This is a genomic window from Dokdonia sp. MED134 (assembly GCF_000152925.2).
Taxonomy (GTDB): domain Bacteria; phylum Bacteroidota; class Bacteroidia; order Flavobacteriales; family Flavobacteriaceae; genus Dokdonia.
The window spans coordinates 1,145,119-1,162,439 of sequence record NZ_CP009301.1; the positions used below are offsets into that span (position 1 = coordinate 1,145,119).

Genomic DNA, 17,321 nt, shown 5'->3' on the forward strand with positions numbered 1-17,321 from the left:
TTAATGTCGCGTGATAATTTAAATCGACAAGCAACTATATTTAAAGGTGTTTCCACCGGACTAACTGTATAAAATGCAAAAACACAACACAATCTGTCATATAGATTTATAAAAGCGTTATTCATCTCAAAATAAATAAGGGCTACCATTTTTTTGTCATCTTTGTGAGATGCTTGCATCATTGCTTAAAAAAACCATTTACTTACCTATACATATTATACTATGGGTATTAGTATGGTTATTTTACATTTATTTCTTTAGCTATGCGGCAGATAATGATCAGTTTGTCATACACTTTGCAACTAGCCTCTTACCTATTACTATCGTAGTAACCTACATTATTGCATACTATCTAATACCACGTTTCCTTCTCAAAAAGAGATATATTGTTTTTACTGCATACCTATTATACACAGTAGTAGGCTCACTTTTTTTAATAATTATCATCACCTTCATAAACTTTATCTTCTTATCTAATTATGATATGAAGCAAATGCCCTTGCTCACGCGTAACTTTGTTTTTGTTTTTATACTTGTGTACCTCGTGGCTGGATTAGTCTCACTTGCACAACTGCTCAAATACAACTACAAGGCAATACATCGCAATAGTGTATTAGAAAATAAAATACTAGAAGGGCAATTACTACTTAAAGAAAAGGAACTCCATTACCTTAAAGAGCAAATACACCCACATTTTTTATTTAACACACTTAATACGATTTATGGAGCAGCCCTAAAAGAATCTAAGCACACTCCTGATCTCATTCTCAAATTATCTAATCTACTAGACTACTCGCTTAATCAAATAAAGAAAAAGACCGTTGCCATATCTGAAGAGACTGGATATATAGATTCTTATATAGGTCTTGAGCAAGTGCGTTTTAGGGAGTCTCTAAGTGTCACCTTTACAAAAAACATACAGAGAGATATTCAAGTTCCGCCTATGTTATTTATCGCGTTTGTAGAAAATGCTTTTAAACACGGAGGACCTATAGATGAGTTCCTTATTATAAACATATATCTTGAGGTGATAGATAAGCGATTACATTTTACAATAAAAAATACAGTAAAAGCTGCTCAAAACAACACGCTTAATCACGGTCTTGGCCTTAAAAACAGTAAAAAAAGACTTGATGTGCTTTACCCACAGAGATACACACTCACAAGTGAGTTAAAAGGCAACTGGTTTTACCTAGATGTAAACATTACCTTAGATCAATGAGAACGTACAATGCAATCATAATAGACGACGAGCCTATGGCACGTGAGATTTTAGAAAGTCACCTTTCAAAAATTGAACAAATAAGCGTGGTAGCCTCTTGTAAAAATGCCGCACAGGGTTTTAGCGCTCTAAGTGCTCACGATGTAGACCTTGTATTTTTAGACATAAATATGCCAGAAGTCACAGGTCTTATGTTTGCCAGGGCAATACAAGGTAATACTAAGATTATTTTCACAACCGCTTACCGTGAGTATGCCATAGATGGTTTTGATCTTCAAGCAGTAGACTATCTCCTTAAACCTATCTCACTAGAAAGATTAATGAAGGCCCTTCAGAAATTTTATAACGAAGTAGAAAAGCCAGCACAAAAAACCATTACAGATACCTTTACATTTTTTAGATCTGACCGTAAAATGGTGAAGGTAGACTTTGACAGTATTCTTTATATAGAAAGTCTAGGTGACTACCTAAAAATTCACACGCACGATGAGATTCTTGTTACCCGCGAGACACTATCATCTGCTATAGAAAAATTGCCCACAAAACAATTCTTCAGAACCCATCGCTCATACGTAGTTGCCGTGCAAAAAATAGATAGCTACACAAATGAGCACATAACTATAGATAAAACCGTTATCCCTATAAGTAGAAGCTATCGAGATACAACGCTTCAGTCATTAAGTTCTATAAAATAACGCAGTTTATTGCGTACCTTTGCAAGCCTTTAAAAGTCTTAACGACTGAGGTAAAAATAATGTGTTGATTACGCTTTCGCGAAAGCGTAAAAGACCCCATTAAAAGGAGTACCGCATACTATGAAAACAGAATTAGAAAGACAATTAGAACAGATTGAAGCAATAGGTGATGATCACATAGGGACCAGTGCGGTTACCCCATTGCGTGCAGATGCTTTTAAAATGAGCAATGCAGATAAACTTGCAAGCATCCAGAAGGACGTCGCTCACATTATGGAAACCCTAGGGCTAGATATGACAGACGACAGCCTTAAAGGAACACCAAAACGTGTGGCAAAGATGTTTGTAAACGAGATATTTTCTGGTTTACATCCTGATAATAAGCCTAATGTTTCAGTATTTGATAATAATTACAAATACGGAGAGATGCTAGTTGAAAAAAACATTACAGTATACTCTACCTGTGAGCATCACTTACTACCTATAGTAGGTCGTGCACACGTAGCATACATCTCAAACGGAACCGTAGTAGGGCTTAGTAAAATGAACCGCATTGTAGACTACTATGCAAAGCGTCCTCAAGTTCAAGAGCGACTCACTATGCAAATTGTGCAAGAATTACAACGTGCTATGGGCACAGAAGATGTAGCCTGCGTTATAGATGCAAAACACCTTTGTGTAAACAGCCGTGGTATACGTGATATAGAAAGTAGCACGGTAACTAGCGAGTTTGGCGGGAAGTTTAAAGAAGAAGCTACACGTAGAGAATTTTTAGACTACATCAAGCTAGACACAGATTTTTAAGAAGCTACAGCTTGCTTATACATACCTATAAAAAAGCGGTTTCTTTTTAGTGACCGCTTTTTGAGTTTTACAATTAAGATATTTACCTTCGTTACACACATAAATAGCACATAAAATGCCTTTATACCAAGATCAAGAACTCACAGTTTACAATTCGCTTTCTGGAAAGAAAGAAATCTTCACACCCCTACTTGAGGGTTATGTAGGTATGTATGTGTGTGGCCCTACGGTATATAGTAATGTACACTTAGGTAATGTGCGCACCTTTATGAGTTTTGATATGATATTTAGGTATCTCAAACACTTAGGTTATAAAGTGCGCTATGTGCGTAATATTACAGATGCTGGTCACCTCACAGATGATGCAGATCAAGGAGAAGATAAGATTGCAAAAAAAGCAAGACTAGAGCAAATTGAGCCTATGGAAGTTGTACAGAAGTACACGCTAGACTTTCACGACATTCTCAATAAATTTAATTTCTTACCTCCTAGTATAGAACCTACAGCTACAGGTCACATCATAGAGCAAATAGAAATAATCAAAAAGATTATAGACAACGGGTATGCTTATGAGAAAAATGGCTCTGTATACTTTGATGTAATAAAATTTAATGAAGACCACGAGTATGGTAAACTTTCTGGCCGCAAGCTAGAAGATATGATTACAAACACTCGTGCCCTTAGTGCTCAAGATGAGAAGAACAATCCTCAAGATTTTGCACTTTGGAAAAAAGCCGAACCTGAGCACATAATGCGCTGGCCTAGCCCGTGGGGTGATGGCTTCCCAGGCTGGCACCTAGAGTGTACTGCAATGAGTACAAAATATCTAGGAGAACAGTTTGATATACACGGTGGTGGTATGGATCTTAAGTTCCCTCACCACGAGTGTGAGATTGCTCAAAATGAAGCTGCAATAGGTACAGAGCCTGTAAAGTACTGGCTACACGCAAATATGCTCACCCTTAACGGCCAGAAAATGGCAAAGAGTACTGGTAACAGTATCAACCCAGGTGAGATTTTTACAGGAGACAGTCCACACTTAACAAAAGGATTTGCTCCTAGCGTTGCGAGGTTTTTTATCTTACAGAGTAGCTACCGAAGCATTATGGACTTCTCAAATGACGCATTACTAGCGAGTGAAAAAGGTTTTAACAGACTAATGGAAGCGCTTAAGATTGCAAAAAACCTAGACACATCTAAAGAAAGTAGCTTTAATGTAAACGACTGGAAGGCGTCTTGCTACGCCGCGATGAATGACGATTTTAACACTCCGATACTCATTGCACATCTTTTTGATGCAGTAAAGCAAATACACCTTATTAAAGACGGAAAAGCAACCATCACTGCAAGTGATCTTAAGTTATTACTTGAGACGATTAATGCTTTCGTTTTTGACGTACTTGGACTTGAAGACAATAACGCTTTCGCGAAAGCGGACGATTCAAAATTAAGTGGTACCGTAGAGTTACTTATAAAACTTCGTAAAGAAGCACGTGAAAACAAAGATTTTGCACTAAGCGACAAAATACGAGATGAACTTATAGAGCTAGGAATTCAACTGAAAGATGGTCGTGAGGGAACTACCTTTACTGTAAACTAATGGCTTCTGCAAAGAAAATAGCAATTGCTCCCTTTTTAGGAATCATCTGGTTTTACCAAAAATTTATCTCCTCGTGGACACCTAGCACCTGTCGCTACTCACCCACTTGTTCTCATTACACCAAGACGGCTTTACAAAGGCACGGACTTTTAACAGGAGGAAAGCTAGCATTAAAACGTATTTTATCTTGCCATCCTTGGGGTGGCCAAGGTTATGATCCCGTGCCAGAAAAAGAACCCTTAAATAATGACTAAAGCTTTTTACTATCTGCCATTAAGGTTTTAACTTGCTGTCCATAATTATAAACATAGCGTCATAAGTACGGTGCTAGAAAGATCAAAATAGAAAATATGTTTGCACTCAAATTTACTTGGAACCCAATATCTGGATTAGATTTAGGTTTTATCACCATCCATTTTTACAGTTTGATGTTTGTAGTGGCATTTTCATTAGGTTTTTACTTGATGAAAAAGATGTTTCAACGTGAAGAGGTTGCTATAGAAAAGTTAGATAGTCTTTTTATCTATGCAGTCGTTTCTATACTACTGGGAGCTAGGTTAGGTCACGTATTTTTTTATCAAACAGAGCTTTTATGGGAAGACCCACTATCTGTAATACTTCCGTTTAGGTTTGTACCAGAGTTTGAGTTTACAGGTTTCAGAGGCCTTGCCAGTCACGGTGCTGCCATCGCGACTATATTTGGCCTTTATTTATACAATAAAAAAATCTTACATAAATCTGTGCTATGGATTTTAGACCGCGTAGTTATTACCTGCGCATCTGGAGCCATTTTTGTGCGCATAGGTAACTTTTTAAACTCAGAAATGGTGGGTAAGATTACAGATGGCCCACTAGGTATACAGTTTGTGCAAGATGAGATTTCTGAGCGACGTGCTGTAAGCCTTACAAACATACAAAACCCAAAAAAGGCATATCAAGCCCTCACAGAAGATCCACAATTTGCCGAAATAATAAGTAGTATTCCTTACCGATACCCGGGGCAACTTATGGAAGCATTTGGCTATGTATTTGTATTTATCATATTATACCTTCTATACTGGAAAACCGAAGCGCGTAAAAAACCTGGATTCTTGTTTGGATTATTTTTACTTCTTCTTATGACAGTGCGCCTTGTGGTCGAAAACTTTAAGAGAGAACAAGTAGAAGGTAGAGAGGACTGGATATTTAACCTTAACACAGGGCAAGTATTGAGTATTCCCTTTATCCTTATTGGACTCTACTTTGTTATTACCGCATTTACTAAAAAACCTATTAATGAAACTAATTAAACCTTTTACGCTATCACTCGCTGCCTTACTAACGTTAAGTAGTTGTAATAATACTAGTGGCTCTGATAAAGTAATAACTATGGAGACTCCCGCATTTAATAAAGAGGGAGAATTATCACTATATAAAGCTTCTGGCAAACTTATAAGAACAATAGATGTAGAAGTAGCAGATACTGCCTTTGAGCAAGAAACAGATCTCAAAAATAGAGACCTCTTAAAAGCCCACCAAGGTATGTTATTCTTGTACCCAGAAGAAGATTTACGTGGGTACTTTATGAAAGACATACGCTACCCACTAGATATTATATTTATAAATGGAGATAATAGAATCGTGAGCTTTGCAGAGAATACAACTCCTCTAGATGATAGTACATTTTTACCTTCTCAAGTACCAGCACAACTCGTATTAAAAATAAATGGAGGTCTATCTGAAGAATGGGTTATAGAAGTAGGCGACTATGTAGAATGGAAATTTACTAACTAATACGATTTTAATACCCACTAGTTAGAATAAAGGGCTACCTTAAAAAAAACCACATAATAAATCCTCCTATCAAGCTTTTGATAGGAGGATTTATTTTTTGTGCTCGTTTATGTTGATAAAGCACAAAAAACCCGTCTCAATAAATGAAACGGGTTTTGAACTATCTTAAAGTAAAGCTTATTTCTTAGCTAAGAAATCGCTTACTTGATCTGGAGACATTACTGACTCAACAAAAGTGTAAGCTCCAGTTTTTGGAGATTTTACCATTTTGATCGCTTTAGTTAAACGCTTTGATCCTGTCTGTAACGATGCAACTGATTTCTTTGCCATAACTTATTTGATTTCTTTATGAACAGTCATCTTCTTAAGTACGTTGTTGAATTTCTTCAACTCCATACGGTCAGGTGTGTTCTTTTTATTTTTTGTCGTGATGTATCTTGACGTTCCTGGTTGACCAGTCGCTTTGTGCTCTGTGCACTCTAAGATTACTTGTACTCTATTCCCTTTCTTTGCCATCTCGGTTTACTTTATGGGATTATTTAGTTAAGAATCCGTTTGCGCGAGCCTCTTTAACAACCGCGTCGATTCCTTTCTTATTGATATTTTTTAATGCAGATGCAGACACTTTCAAAGTGATCCACTTATCCTCTGCTGGAAGGTAAAAACGTTTTTTCATAAGATTCACGTTAAATTTACGCTTCGTCTTATTCATCGCGTGGGAAACATTGTTTCCTACCATTGCTTTTTTACCTGTAAGCTCACAAACTCTAGACATTCCTAAAACTTTAAATAGTTATTTCAAAACAGGGTGCAAAAATACGTAATTTTATAGGTCACTACAAAACTTATTTCTAGTTTTTTCCTGTTAATTTATTTTATGGCTCTTATTTTCTACAATAGAGCCCTATAATTTATATAATAGAAGGAGTTTTATTACGCTTTCGCGAAAGCGTACCAAAAAACATTTTACCCCTCCTTACGTATCACATCTCTTAATAGCTCAAGTGCTTTATTAACACTCTTACCTATTACTCTCTTGCGGTGATTACCCATCATAAAGTGATGTGCAGTAACTCCTTTATCTGTAGCGATACCTATGTATACTGTACCTACCTCTGCATCACTATCACCCTTAGAAGGTCCAGCATTACCAGTGGTAGATATACCTATGTCTGATTTATAGAGACGCTTTGCGTTTACCGCCATTTGTGACGCAACCTCTGCACTTACTACAGAATGCTTGTCTATTACAGCAGGGTCTACGCCTAGTATATCAATTTTAGACTGTGTAGCATAGGTCACTAGGCTTCCTTTAAGATATTGAGATGCGCCACCGTGCTTTGTAAAACGCTCTACCATTTGACCTCCAGTACAGCTCTCTGCAATGGCTAATGTTTTATTATGATCTACCAGCAGTTTTGCAACAACTTCTTCTAGCTCTCCATCACTTTCAAAACCGATAAAAATATCATCTATAAGTGGCAAAAGCTTTTTAGTCTGGATAGCCATTTCTTTTTCAAGCACATCTTGTTCTGGTCCAGATGTAGATAGACGTAAGCGCACTCTACCTAGTGAAGGTAAGTAGGCTAGCTTTATAGTAGCGGGCAACTCATTTTCAAAAGTTTCTATACGCTCTGCGATAGCACTCTCTCCCATTCCATAGGTCAGGAAGGTTTTATGCAGTATGTAGGGTAACTTAAACTGCTCTTGAAGCCTTGGTAGCACTTCGTTTTCCATAAGTCCCTTCATTTCATAAGGGACTCCTGGCATTGAGATAAAGACAATGTCTTTATCTTCAATCCACATACCAGGTGCTGTACCAAATTTATTTACAAGGATTTGTGCCTTACTAGGCACTAGCGCTTGTGTCTTATTTGCTTCAAGCATAGGTTTTTTTACATACTCCTTAAACAAGTATGTCACGTGATCAAGCACACTCTGATCAAGTACTAGCTCATCGCTGAAGTATTCACAAAGCGTATGCTTTGTGATATCATCCTTAGTAGGACCTAGCCCTCCTGTGATTATGACAAGATCTGTACGACTTTGTGCTGCCGCAAAAGCTTCTAAAAGATGTGCCTTATCATCTTGTATAGACGTTATCTGATATACAGAAACCCCTATTTTATTAAGAACAGAAGATATGTATGCACTATTTGTATCTACAATCTGGCCTATGAGTATCTCATCGCCTATTGTAATTATTTCTGCTTTCATCTAGAAGTCTTCTTGTAGCTCTGCAATTACCGTAGTAAGGGTATTTGTAATATCATCTAGCTTAGTCTGTATGGCAGATGTAGGCTTATTTGTATCACTCCACTTCTCCATTGCCTTAATTTGGTCTAAAAGATCTATACCAAACATATCTAAATTAGGTTTCATCTTATGCGCAAACTGATATGCCATTTTATGGTTTACATTCTCAATAGCATTTTGCATAGACTCAAGATCTGGCGGTATTTCTTGTAAGAAAGTTGAAACAATGACTGCCACAAAATCTTCATCACCACCGGCGATCTCTCTTACTTTTTCTAGATTGTAATGTCTTGACATATTATTTTACGTTTATTGAGAACATCTCTGTATCTCCTATAAATCCTTTTAACTTATCGTTTTCTTCAACACGTGCAACGCCAGCTGGCGTACCTGTAAATATAATATCTCCTATCTTAAGTGTAAAATATTGAGAGACATAGCTTATTAAAGCATCAATTTTCCAGAGCATCTCCTTTGTAGAACCCCGCTGCACAACCTCTCCATTAGACTCTAGTCTAAATGAGATATCATCTACACTCTCAAAGTCTGATACTGGCAACCATTTAGTCCCTATAACCGCAGCACCATCAAATCCCTTTGCCTTTTCCCAAGGCAACCCTTTTTCCTTAAGCTGCGCTTGTAGATCTCTAGCGGTAAAATCTATACCGAGACCTATCTCATCATAATAGGTAGCAGCAAACTTCTCATCTATGTGCTTTCCTATCTTTTTAATCTTAACAAGCACTTCAACTTCGTGATGCACATCATTAGAAAATGGCGGGATCACAAAGGGGTGTTTACTTAATAATATAGAAGAATCTGGCTTCAAAAAAACAACCGGATGCTCTGGCCTTTCATTATCTAGCTCTTCTATATGCTTTGCATAATTGCGACCTATACAAATAAGTTTCATAAATTATCCTTTAGTATTAAGCTTACGTAGTTTTATTGCTGTAAGTACCTTCTTTGTATATAAAGGAAAGTCTGCATTTTGAATCCACCCAAAATATCCCGGCTCTTTCTCTAGCACTTCTTCTACCTTCTTACCCTTATGTTTTCCAAATGTAAAAATCTCTACATCATCCTTATCATAACCTATAAAACCAGCAAAATCTGCATTTCTTTTACGCGTACTAAAGTCGCCTAAAAATTTCATATCGTTCTCCAGCTCATCATATCTATCCAGCTGAGATTTTAAAACCTCATAGGTAGCCCACGTATCTGCAGATGCGCTGTGCGCATTAGTCAGGTCCTTATCACAATAAAACTTGTATGCTGCAACCAGTGTGCGCTGCTCCATTTTATGAAAAATATTTTGCACATCTATCGCATTGCGATTTTTCATATCAAAGTCTATGCCCGATCGCAGTAGCTCCTCAACCAGAAGTGGTATATCAAATCTGTTTGAATTAAAACCAGCAAGATCTGAGTCTTTTATAATATCATAAATCTCCTTTGCTCGCTCTGCAAAGGTAGGCTTGTCTGCCACATCTGCATCACTTATACCGTGTACTGCTGTCGTTACTGCTGGAATAGGCACCGTAGGATTTATACGCTCTGTAAACTCCTCCTCTCTTCCATCTGGAAAAACTTTAAGGATAGATATCTCTACAATCCTATCTTTTGCGACATTAACACCTGTGGTCTCAAGGTCAAAAAAACAAATGGGTCTTGTTATATTTAATTGCATTTCACAAAAATACTTGTTTATAATTACAATGTTTAAACCTCTAACTATTAAAAATTTCAGAAATGTTATCTTGGTATAAGATTTGATTTCATTCTGTTATGAATATAAAATACTTAAGTCTCGTTGTTATTTTTTTCGCTTTCGCGAAAGTTTCCTTTGCACAAACCTCGGCCTTTACTACCCAAGATGTAATAGGGACCTACACAAATGACTACAGAAAAGCGCTCATCACAAACCCCGAAGTGACTAGCCTACCTGTGCAATGGCAACTTATACTATCGCCAGATGGAACTTTTGAATACCACAACTCAAGACAATTAAAAGGTCAGCCAGAAGAGCATTGGTATGCAAGAGGGCAATGGACTCTTAAAGGTAAAATAGTGTCATTTACAAGCTCACCACAAGATATAGATGATAAGTACACCATAAATCTAAACGGTTCAAAGGCCCGATTTTTTAAAAAATCACCACGCAATAACTCACCAAAACCTCAACCTACCTACATTCATTTTTTCAAATCTGAGTATACAGTAACCAAAAGCTTAAAACTTCACAAAACCAATGAATAGATTAAAACTTATATACACCGTCTTACTTACTGTGAGTATGGTATTTTTCGCGAAAGCGCAAAACACCTCCACCCCAGATGTAGAGCTCATAGAAGAAAAGCAGCCTAAGCGATGGCTTCTTTATGCCCAAAATAATACAGATCAAGAACAAGAAGCTTTTCTCATTGTACAGGGCGAAGGCTTTAGACGTAGTGCAGATAGACCGGTTATAAAAAAAATACCGCCTAATGAAAAGGTACTTATGATTACTTTAATACCGTTAAGAGGTGCCACCCCTACCTATACTAAGATATTTAACTACAACAACAAGCTACAATCTATAAGTAAGCGCAAAGGCGAAGACGACGAAGCTTATGTAAACATACGCCCTATTATAGCAAGTGAGTTTACGGTCTTTACAAAAGATAACTGTGACAAATGTGAAGTGCTTATTAATTACCTAAATGACAACCACCTTAAATACCGAACTCTCGTTGTATCAAAACATAAAAAAGTAGCAGATTTTATGTTTCAACATCTCAAAAGTGATGGCCACAATGGTGGTAAAGTAGGTTTACCCGTTATTATGCACAAAGGCAAAAAGACCTATGATATAGAAGATATAGATGCTTTTATAAGTAGTTATGACTGGAGCTCCTTAGAATAAAAAACAATAAGTGATCTTATAAAAAAAAGCGCAACCTGAGGTTGCGCTTTTTTATATAGTCATTGAGAATAAATATGATTATATCTCTCTATTTACATCAAAGTTTTCTAAGTACTCTGCTACTCTCTTTACAAACTGACCTCCTAGCGCTCCATTTACCACGCGGTGATCATAAGAGTGAGATAAGAACATCTTCATACGTATACCTATAAAGTCCCCATCTGGAGTTTCTATCACTGCAGGTACTTTGCGTATAGCTCCAAGAGCAAGTATAGCAACTTGTGGCTGGTTTATAATAGGTGTTCCCATTATAGACCCAAAGGTACCTACATTTGTCACAGTATATGTCCCTCCAGCGGTATCGTCTGGTTTTAACTTACCGTCACGAGCTCTACCAGCAAGATCATTTACAGATTTTGCCATTCCTACAAGGTTAAGCTGGTCTGCATTTTTTATAACCGGTACAATAAGGTTACCATCTGGTAAAGCTGCCGCCATACCCAGGTTTATGTTTTTACGTTTTATAATACGATCACCATCTACTGCGATGTTTATGAGTGGGTAATCACGTATTGCTTTTGCCACTGCCTCCATAAATATAGGAGTAAATGTAAGGTTCTCACCTTCCTTCTTTGCAAATGCATCTTTATTCTTCTTACGCCAGTTCCAGATATTAGTTACGTCCGCCTCAATAAATGATTGTACGTGAGCACTGGTCTGCACAGATGCCACCATATGGTGCGATATAAGTTTACCCATACGAGTCATCTCTATCACCTCATCTTCACCATTTACGCTTACTGGAGCGGCTTTTTTGGCTGGTGCGCTTTTTTGTGCTGGCTGCGCCTTAACACCTTGTGTTGCTGGAGCGGCTTTTTGAGTACCGCGGTTTGCAAGGTATGACACCATATCATCCTTAGTCACACGACCGTCCTTACCAGATCCTTGTATTGCATCAAGTTCAGACTGAGAGATTCCTTCTTGCTTTGCCATATTACGCACAAGCGGTGAGTAAAATCTATCTCCAGAACTTACTGGTGCTGCTACCGCATCTTGGGCTGCTGTTACCGTTTGAGCAACGGCAGCTGCCTCTGGAGGAGCTTCTTCTACAACCTCTTGTACAGTAGTCTCTGTAGTTGCTGTATCACCACCTTCACCATCTGTTTCTATAATAGCTATGGTTTGTCCCACTTCTATCACAGCATCTACATCAAAAAGTTTTTCGACTAGTACTCCGTCTACTTCACTAGGCACTTCACTATCTACCTTATCTGTTGCGATCTCAAGTACAGGCTCGTCTGCCTCTATGACATCTCCTACTTCTTTTAACCACGATGTAAGCGTTGCTTCTGCAACACTCTCTCCCATTTTTGGTAGCTTTAATTCAAATCTTGCCATATTCGTAAAATGTAGCTGTTTTCAATTGTTATTTTTACAAAAATAGTAATTTATTCAGTTTTATGGTGAGAATAAATCACTATTCTATTTGAAACGTGATTATCTCTCCTCTTCCCTCACTACTATTACTGCCTATCGCAAAAGTACTCTTTTTAGGTATTAGTTTATAAGAAACACCACTACTGGCGTGTGTTATAATTTCCTTAATTATTTTCTCATAGCCCGTATACTGGGCATCAAAGAGTATTTCTTGAACGCTCTTTATAGTAGATAGCTCGTTTTGGGTCATTACCGTCTTTTTCACACTTTGTGACAACTTTCTCGCCAGATCATCATTATTAGACAGCAGGATATACTCTTTAATTTTTTGATGATCTTTTATGACCGCTTGGTTTTTAAAATGAGTAATCCAAGACTTGCCTTTTGCAATACTTAGACCTAGTCTCACTATTGTTTGTTGAAATACATTTTTATACAAATGCTTATCATAAAAGAGCTGCATTGCTCCATAAAAACGCTTTCTGTAACGTTTATCTTTTACGGTACTTTCTCCCTTAAAGTGTATAATAGCAGTATCCCCAAGGTAATAATTTGCATAACCTGCTTGTAATACTGTATATGATAGGTCTATATCTTCACCATACATAAAATAACGCTCGTCAAAACCGCCTACTTCTGCATAAACTGCACGAGGCATAAACATAAAAGCACCTACAAGTACAGATACCTCTCCTATTTCATCGTTTGTAAGGTGTGAAGCATAATAATGTCTAGCATCACCTATCATCTTATTGAGCGATACTTTAAGTGTAGGGACGTTTCTTTTACTTTCTGGTAAAAACCTACCGGTTCCGTCCACCAGCTGTACTCCTATAATGCCTAATTTTTGTTGCGCTTTCGCGAAAGCGTATACATCATTAAACGTGTTTTCACCCACTACCGTATCTGGATTGAGAATACAGACATACTCGCCTTGAGCTACAGCTACGCCTTGATTATTTGCTTTAGAAAAACCTACATTATCTTTATTTGCAATAAGAATAACCTGAGGAAACAGGTCTCTTACCATTGCTGCACTACCATCTATTGACGCATTATCTACGACTATAATCTCTGCATCTAGATTTTGTATGCTAGCAGTAACACTATCTAAACAGAGATGTAGATAGTCTTTTACATTATAGTTTACAATGACAATAGATAATTGCAAGCAGGATTTTTTAAAGTGAGTATTCTATAAACTTTCTAACTCTTTAAGGAATTTTCGAAAGGTATGCGATGTAAGATACTTCTTCCTAAAGTAACCTCATCTGCATACTCAAGCTCATCACCTACAGAAATACCGCGGGCAATGGTAGAGGTCTTAATGTCATAAGCCTCCAGTTGTCTATAAATATAAAAATTTGTAGTATCCCCTTCCATTGTGGAGCTCAACGCAAATATCACCTCCTTTACCTCTCCGCTTTTTGCCTTGTCTATGAGGGAGTAAATATTAAGATCTTGTGGACCTACACCGTCCAGCGGACTAATCTTTCCGCCCAGCACGTGGTACAAGCCACGATACTGGCTTGTATTCTCAATAGCCATCACGTCTCTCACATCTTCTACCACACAAACTAATGATGCATCCCTATTAGGGTTAGAACAAATCTCGCATAACTCTACATCAGATATATTATGGCATTTTTTACAAAACTTGATGGTGTCTCGCATCGTGTTAAGCGCCTCAGTAAGATGGTGCGTCTGGTTCTCTGGCTGCCTTAATAAATGCAGCACAAGTCGTAAGGCTGTGCGCTTACCAACTCCCGGGAGTTGAGACATCTCATAGACTGCGTTTTCAAGAAGTTTTGAAGAGAATTCCATAGGTTGCAAAGATACTTCTTTAGAAAATAAGTAGTAGGCTCGGAACAATAGCCGTCCTTTAATTTTTATCCTCCAGTAATGGCACAAATCTAAATTCTCCATACTCTTTCTTTTCAAAAGAGGTTGCAGAGGTTCTTATGTAGCGATGCATTATCTGCGGGTCGTCGCCTACAGGTATCACAAGCTTCCCTCCTATCTTGAGTTGTGCCAGTAATGGTTTAGGTACAAATGGCGCTCCGGCTGTCACTATAATACTATCAAAAGGCGCATATTCTGGTAATCCTTTATAACCATCTCCAAAACTTAGATAACGAGGTCTGTATCCCAGCTTTGTGAGAAATAATTTTGTCTTTTTATATAACTCCTGCTGGCGCTCTATAGAATATACTTTTGCACCAAGCTCACACAATACCGCTGTTTGGTACCCGCTACCCGTACCTATTTCTAGTACATTGTGTCCTTTTTCTATCTCTAGCAACTCGCTTTGAAAAGCTACCGTATAAGGCTGAGAGATGGTTTGATCTGCCGCGATAGGAAACGCTTTATCTTGGTAAGCGTGATGCTCAAAACTGCTATCCATAAAAAAGTGACGTGGTATTTTACCTATAGCCTTAAGTACTAGACTATTTGCAATGCCCTTTTCTTTTAATATTTGAACGAGTTGGCGGCGTTTTCCTTGGTGGCGAGTAGTGTCTTTCATCGGTTACTAAAATAGTTTTTTTACAATAAAACTCACTCTCAATCACAAATGATTTATCAAGAGCACCCCATTTTATTTTCAAAATCAATGCTACCAGCTGGTTACTTAAAATCTTCACACCCTAAAATCAGGACGTCATAAAAGCAACTAAAAACCTTATTTTTGTAAAAAACAATATACTATGCTCAAAGCTGGCGTTCTAGGTGCAGGCCACTTAGGAAAAATACACTTAAAACTTCTTAAACTATCAGAAAACTATGAACTGGTAGGCTTTTACGACACCTCAAAAGAGGTACGTGAAGCCATATCAACAGAGTTTGGCTACGTAGCATTTGATAGTGAAGAAGCACTTATAGACGCCTGTGATATGGTAGATGTTGTAACCCCTACCACGTATCACTTCACAAGTGCAGAAAAAGTAATTAAAGCTGGAAAACATCTCTTTATAGAAAAACCTATCACAAGTACGGTAGAAGAAGCAGAGCAATTACTCGCCCTTGCAAAGGAGCATAATGTGTTAGGACAGGTAGGTCAAGTAGAGCGTTTTAACCCAGCATTTATGGCGGTAAATGAAGGTATAAAGAGCCCTATGTTTATAGAAGCGCATAGACTAGCAGAGTTTAACCCTAGAGGTACAGATGTGCCTGTTGTGCTAGACCTTATGATACACGACATAGATGCAATATTAAGCGTGGTACAAAGCCCTGTAAAAAGTGTAAACGCTAGCGGTGTCTCTGTTATATCTGAAACACCAGATATAGCAAACGCACGCATCGAGTTTGAAAACGGCTGTGTGGCAAACCTCACTTCTAGCCGCATCTCTATGAAAAATATGCGCAAGGCTCGTTTCTTTCAAAAAGACGCCTACATCTCTGTAGACTTTCTAGAGAAAAAAGTAGAAGTTGTAAAAATGAAGGATGCACCAGAAAATCCAGATGATTTTGCGATGATTCTTCAAAATGCAGAGGGGCTCAAAAAGCAAATATATTTTGACAATCCAGAGGTACCTAGCAATAATGCAATACTTGATGAGCTAGACGCTTTCGCGAAAGCAATAAAAGATAACACCACTCCTATCGTCTCACTTGAGGCAGGTACAGAGGCACTGCGCGTAGCCAAAATGATTATCGCAGATTTTTAAACACACATATTCAAACACACACCCTTTCCCACTGGGAAAGAAACTAAGCATCACAATTATGAAAAACATAGCAGTTATAGGAGCCGGAACAATGGGTAATGGTATTGCTCACACTTTTGCTCAAAGCGGTTACAAAGTACAGCTAGTAGATATCTCACAAGAATCACTAGATAGAGGGATGAACACCATCTCAAAAAACCTAGATAGAATGGTTGCAAAAGAGCGTATCACTGCCATAGAAAAGCAACAAACGCTAGATAACATCACCACTTTTACTAACCTAGAAGAGGGTGTAGAATATGCTGGACTTGTAGTAGAGGCTGCTACAGAAAACGTCGATCTCAAACTCAAAATTTTTGAATCGCTAGATGAAGCTACTGGTGATGATTGTATCCTTGCCACAAATACCTCTTCTATTTCAATCACACAGATTGCGGCAGTCACAAAAAGACCTGAACTCGTTATAGGGATGCACTTTATGAACCCAGTGCCTATTATGAAGCTTGTTGAAATCATAAGAGGATACTCTACTAGTGATGCAACCACGCAAACTATTATGGAGCTTTCTGAAAAGCTAGGCAAGGTACCTGTAGAGGTAAATGACTACCCAGGTTTTGTAGCAAACCGTATCCTTATGCCTATGATTAATGAGGCTATTGAGACTTTATATAATGGTGTAGCTGGCGTTTATGAAATAGACACTGTGATGAAGCTAGGTATGGCGCACCCTATGGGACCATTACAACTTGCAGATTTTATAGGTCTTGATGTATGTCTATCTATACTTGAAGTAATGTATGAAGGTTTTAAAAACCCTAAGTACGCACCGTGCCCATTACTAGTAAATATGGTACGTGCAGGAAAGTATGGTGTTAAGTCTGGCGAAGGTTTTTATGATTATAAAGAATCACGCAAGGCAGATAGGGTAGCCGCAATGTTTTCATAATACTACATAACTAAGATA

At 37.9% G+C, this 17,321-nt stretch carries 22 protein-coding genes; 11 read left to right on the forward strand and 11 right to left on the reverse strand.

Annotated features, from left to right (window positions below):
- Nucleotides 1-169: 169 nt before the first annotated feature.
- The 7 genes from MED134_RS05035 (at nucleotide 170) to MED134_RS05065 (ending at nucleotide 6,094) form a co-directional block, all read left to right on the forward strand.
- Nucleotides 170-1,222, forward strand: a complete 1,053-nt coding sequence (locus tag MED134_RS05035; protein WP_021778451.1) for a sensor histidine kinase — start codon at nucleotides 170-172, stop codon at nucleotides 1,220-1,222.
- Complete coding sequence (locus MED134_RS05040; protein ID WP_021778450.1) at nucleotides 1,219-1,917, forward strand: LytR/AlgR family response regulator transcription factor; 699 nt, start codon at nucleotides 1,219-1,221, stop codon at nucleotides 1,915-1,917. Before MED134_RS05035 ends, MED134_RS05040 begins: the two co-directional genes overlap by 4 nt.
- Nucleotides 1,918-2,037: 120 nt before the next feature.
- On the forward strand, nucleotides 2,038-2,721 hold the full coding sequence (folE, locus tag MED134_RS05045; protein ID WP_021778449.1) for a GTP cyclohydrolase I FolE: 684 nt from the start codon (nucleotides 2,038-2,040) through the stop codon (nucleotides 2,719-2,721).
- 115 nt (nucleotides 2,722-2,836) lie between these two features.
- A complete protein-coding gene (gene cysS / locus MED134_RS05050) occupies nucleotides 2,837-4,321 on the forward strand; it encodes a cysteine--tRNA ligase (RefSeq protein WP_021778448.1) in 1,485 nt (494 codons plus the stop codon).
- Entirely contained in the window at nucleotides 4,321-4,575 is a 255-nt protein-coding gene (yidD, locus tag MED134_RS05055) for a membrane protein insertion efficiency factor YidD (protein ID WP_021778447.1), read from the forward strand. Before cysS ends, yidD begins: the two co-directional genes overlap by 1 nt.
- A 96-nt stretch (nucleotides 4,576-4,671) precedes the next feature.
- Nucleotides 4,672-5,610, forward strand: a complete 939-nt coding sequence (lgt, locus tag MED134_RS05060; protein ID WP_021778446.1) for a prolipoprotein diacylglyceryl transferase — start codon at nucleotides 4,672-4,674, stop codon at nucleotides 5,608-5,610.
- On the forward strand, nucleotides 5,597-6,094 hold the full coding sequence (locus tag MED134_RS05065) for a DUF192 domain-containing protein (RefSeq protein WP_021778445.1): 498 nt from the start codon (nucleotides 5,597-5,599) through the stop codon (nucleotides 6,092-6,094). The genes lgt and MED134_RS05065 overlap by 14 nt, the downstream gene beginning before the upstream one ends.
- A 177-nt stretch (nucleotides 6,095-6,271) precedes the next feature.
- Here MED134_RS05065 and MED134_RS14870 read toward each other — a convergent pair whose 3' ends face one another.
- The 7 genes from MED134_RS14870 to MED134_RS05095 all read right to left on the reverse strand — a co-directional run bounded on the left by MED134_RS14870 (nucleotide 6,272) and on the right by MED134_RS05095 (nucleotide 10,040).
- Entirely contained in the window at nucleotides 6,272-6,424 is a 153-nt protein-coding gene (locus MED134_RS14870; RefSeq protein ID WP_021778444.1) for a DUF4295 domain-containing protein, read from the reverse strand.
- A 3-nt stretch (nucleotides 6,425-6,427) separates the two neighbouring features.
- Nucleotides 6,428-6,610, reverse strand: coding sequence for a 50S ribosomal protein L33 (rpmG, locus tag MED134_RS05070; RefSeq protein ID WP_013749890.1), 183 nt, complete (start codon nucleotides 6,608-6,610; stop codon nucleotides 6,428-6,430).
- 19 nt (nucleotides 6,611-6,629) lie between these two features.
- The gene (rpmB, locus tag MED134_RS05075) at nucleotides 6,630-6,869 is read right to left on the reverse strand and encodes a 50S ribosomal protein L28 (RefSeq protein WP_021778443.1); all 240 of its coding nucleotides are present in this window, start codon (nucleotides 6,867-6,869) and stop codon (nucleotides 6,630-6,632) included.
- A 191-nt stretch (nucleotides 6,870-7,060) separates the two neighbouring features.
- The gene (locus MED134_RS05080) at nucleotides 7,061-8,311 is read right to left on the reverse strand and encodes a competence/damage-inducible protein A (RefSeq protein ID WP_021778442.1); all 1,251 of its coding nucleotides are present in this window, start codon (nucleotides 8,309-8,311) and stop codon (nucleotides 7,061-7,063) included.
- Nucleotides 8,312-8,647 carry an Hpt domain-containing protein gene (locus MED134_RS05085; RefSeq protein WP_021778441.1) on the reverse strand — a complete coding sequence of 112 codons (336 nt, stop codon included), beginning with the start codon at nucleotides 8,645-8,647 and terminating at the stop codon, nucleotides 8,312-8,314. It lies immediately after the preceding gene.
- A 1-nt stretch (nucleotide 8,648) separates the two neighbouring features.
- Nucleotides 8,649-9,263, reverse strand: coding sequence for a fumarylacetoacetate hydrolase family protein (locus MED134_RS05090; protein WP_021778440.1), 615 nt, complete (start codon nucleotides 9,261-9,263; stop codon nucleotides 8,649-8,651).
- 3 nt (nucleotides 9,264-9,266) lie between these two features.
- The gene (locus MED134_RS05095; protein ID WP_021778439.1) at nucleotides 9,267-10,040 is read right to left on the reverse strand and encodes a 3'-5' exonuclease; all 774 of its coding nucleotides are present in this window, start codon (nucleotides 10,038-10,040) and stop codon (nucleotides 9,267-9,269) included.
- Nucleotides 10,041-10,138: 98 nt separating this feature from the next.
- Between MED134_RS05095 and MED134_RS05100 the strand changes: the two genes are divergently transcribed.
- Both MED134_RS05100 and MED134_RS14685 read left to right on the forward strand, forming a co-directional pair.
- Nucleotides 10,139-10,609 (forward strand): hypothetical protein, encoded by a 471-nt coding sequence (locus tag MED134_RS05100; protein ID WP_021778438.1) that lies wholly within the window; start codon nucleotides 10,139-10,141, stop codon nucleotides 10,607-10,609.
- Nucleotides 10,602-11,255, forward strand: a complete 654-nt coding sequence (locus tag MED134_RS14685; RefSeq protein ID WP_021778437.1) for a hypothetical protein — start codon at nucleotides 10,602-10,604, stop codon at nucleotides 11,253-11,255. Before MED134_RS05100 ends, MED134_RS14685 begins: the two co-directional genes overlap by 8 nt.
- 78 nt (nucleotides 11,256-11,333) lie before the next feature.
- On the opposite strand, the gene MED134_RS05110 is transcribed toward MED134_RS14685, so the two are convergent.
- The 4 genes from MED134_RS05110 to MED134_RS05125 all read right to left on the reverse strand — a co-directional run bounded on the left by MED134_RS05110 (nucleotide 11,334) and on the right by MED134_RS05125 (nucleotide 15,216).
- Entirely contained in the window at nucleotides 11,334-12,653 is a 1,320-nt protein-coding gene (locus tag MED134_RS05110; protein WP_021778436.1) for a dihydrolipoamide acetyltransferase family protein, read from the reverse strand.
- 79 nt (nucleotides 12,654-12,732) lie between these two features.
- A complete protein-coding gene (locus MED134_RS05115) occupies nucleotides 12,733-13,863 on the reverse strand; it encodes a glycosyltransferase family 2 protein (protein ID WP_021778435.1) in 1,131 nt (376 codons plus the stop codon).
- Nucleotides 13,864-13,898: 35 nt separating this feature from the next.
- Entirely contained in the window at nucleotides 13,899-14,516 is a 618-nt protein-coding gene (gene recR, locus MED134_RS05120; protein WP_021778434.1) for a recombination mediator RecR, read from the reverse strand.
- Between the two features lie 58 nt (nucleotides 14,517-14,574).
- On the reverse strand, nucleotides 14,575-15,216 hold the full coding sequence (locus tag MED134_RS05125; RefSeq protein ID WP_021778433.1) for a protein-L-isoaspartate(D-aspartate) O-methyltransferase: 642 nt from the start codon (nucleotides 15,214-15,216) through the stop codon (nucleotides 14,575-14,577).
- A 181-nt stretch (nucleotides 15,217-15,397) separates the two neighbouring features.
- On the opposite strand from MED134_RS05125, the gene MED134_RS05130 reads away from it, so the two are divergent.
- Complete coding sequence (locus MED134_RS05130; RefSeq protein ID WP_021778432.1) at nucleotides 15,398-16,357, forward strand: Gfo/Idh/MocA family oxidoreductase; 960 nt, start codon at nucleotides 15,398-15,400, stop codon at nucleotides 16,355-16,357.
- 58 nt (nucleotides 16,358-16,415) lie between these two features.
- Nucleotides 16,416-17,303: a 3-hydroxyacyl-CoA dehydrogenase family protein gene (locus MED134_RS05135; protein ID WP_021778431.1), complete on the forward strand. Its 888-nt coding sequence runs from the start codon at nucleotides 16,416-16,418 to the stop codon at nucleotides 17,301-17,303.
- Nucleotides 17,304-17,321: the final 18 nt, after the last annotated feature.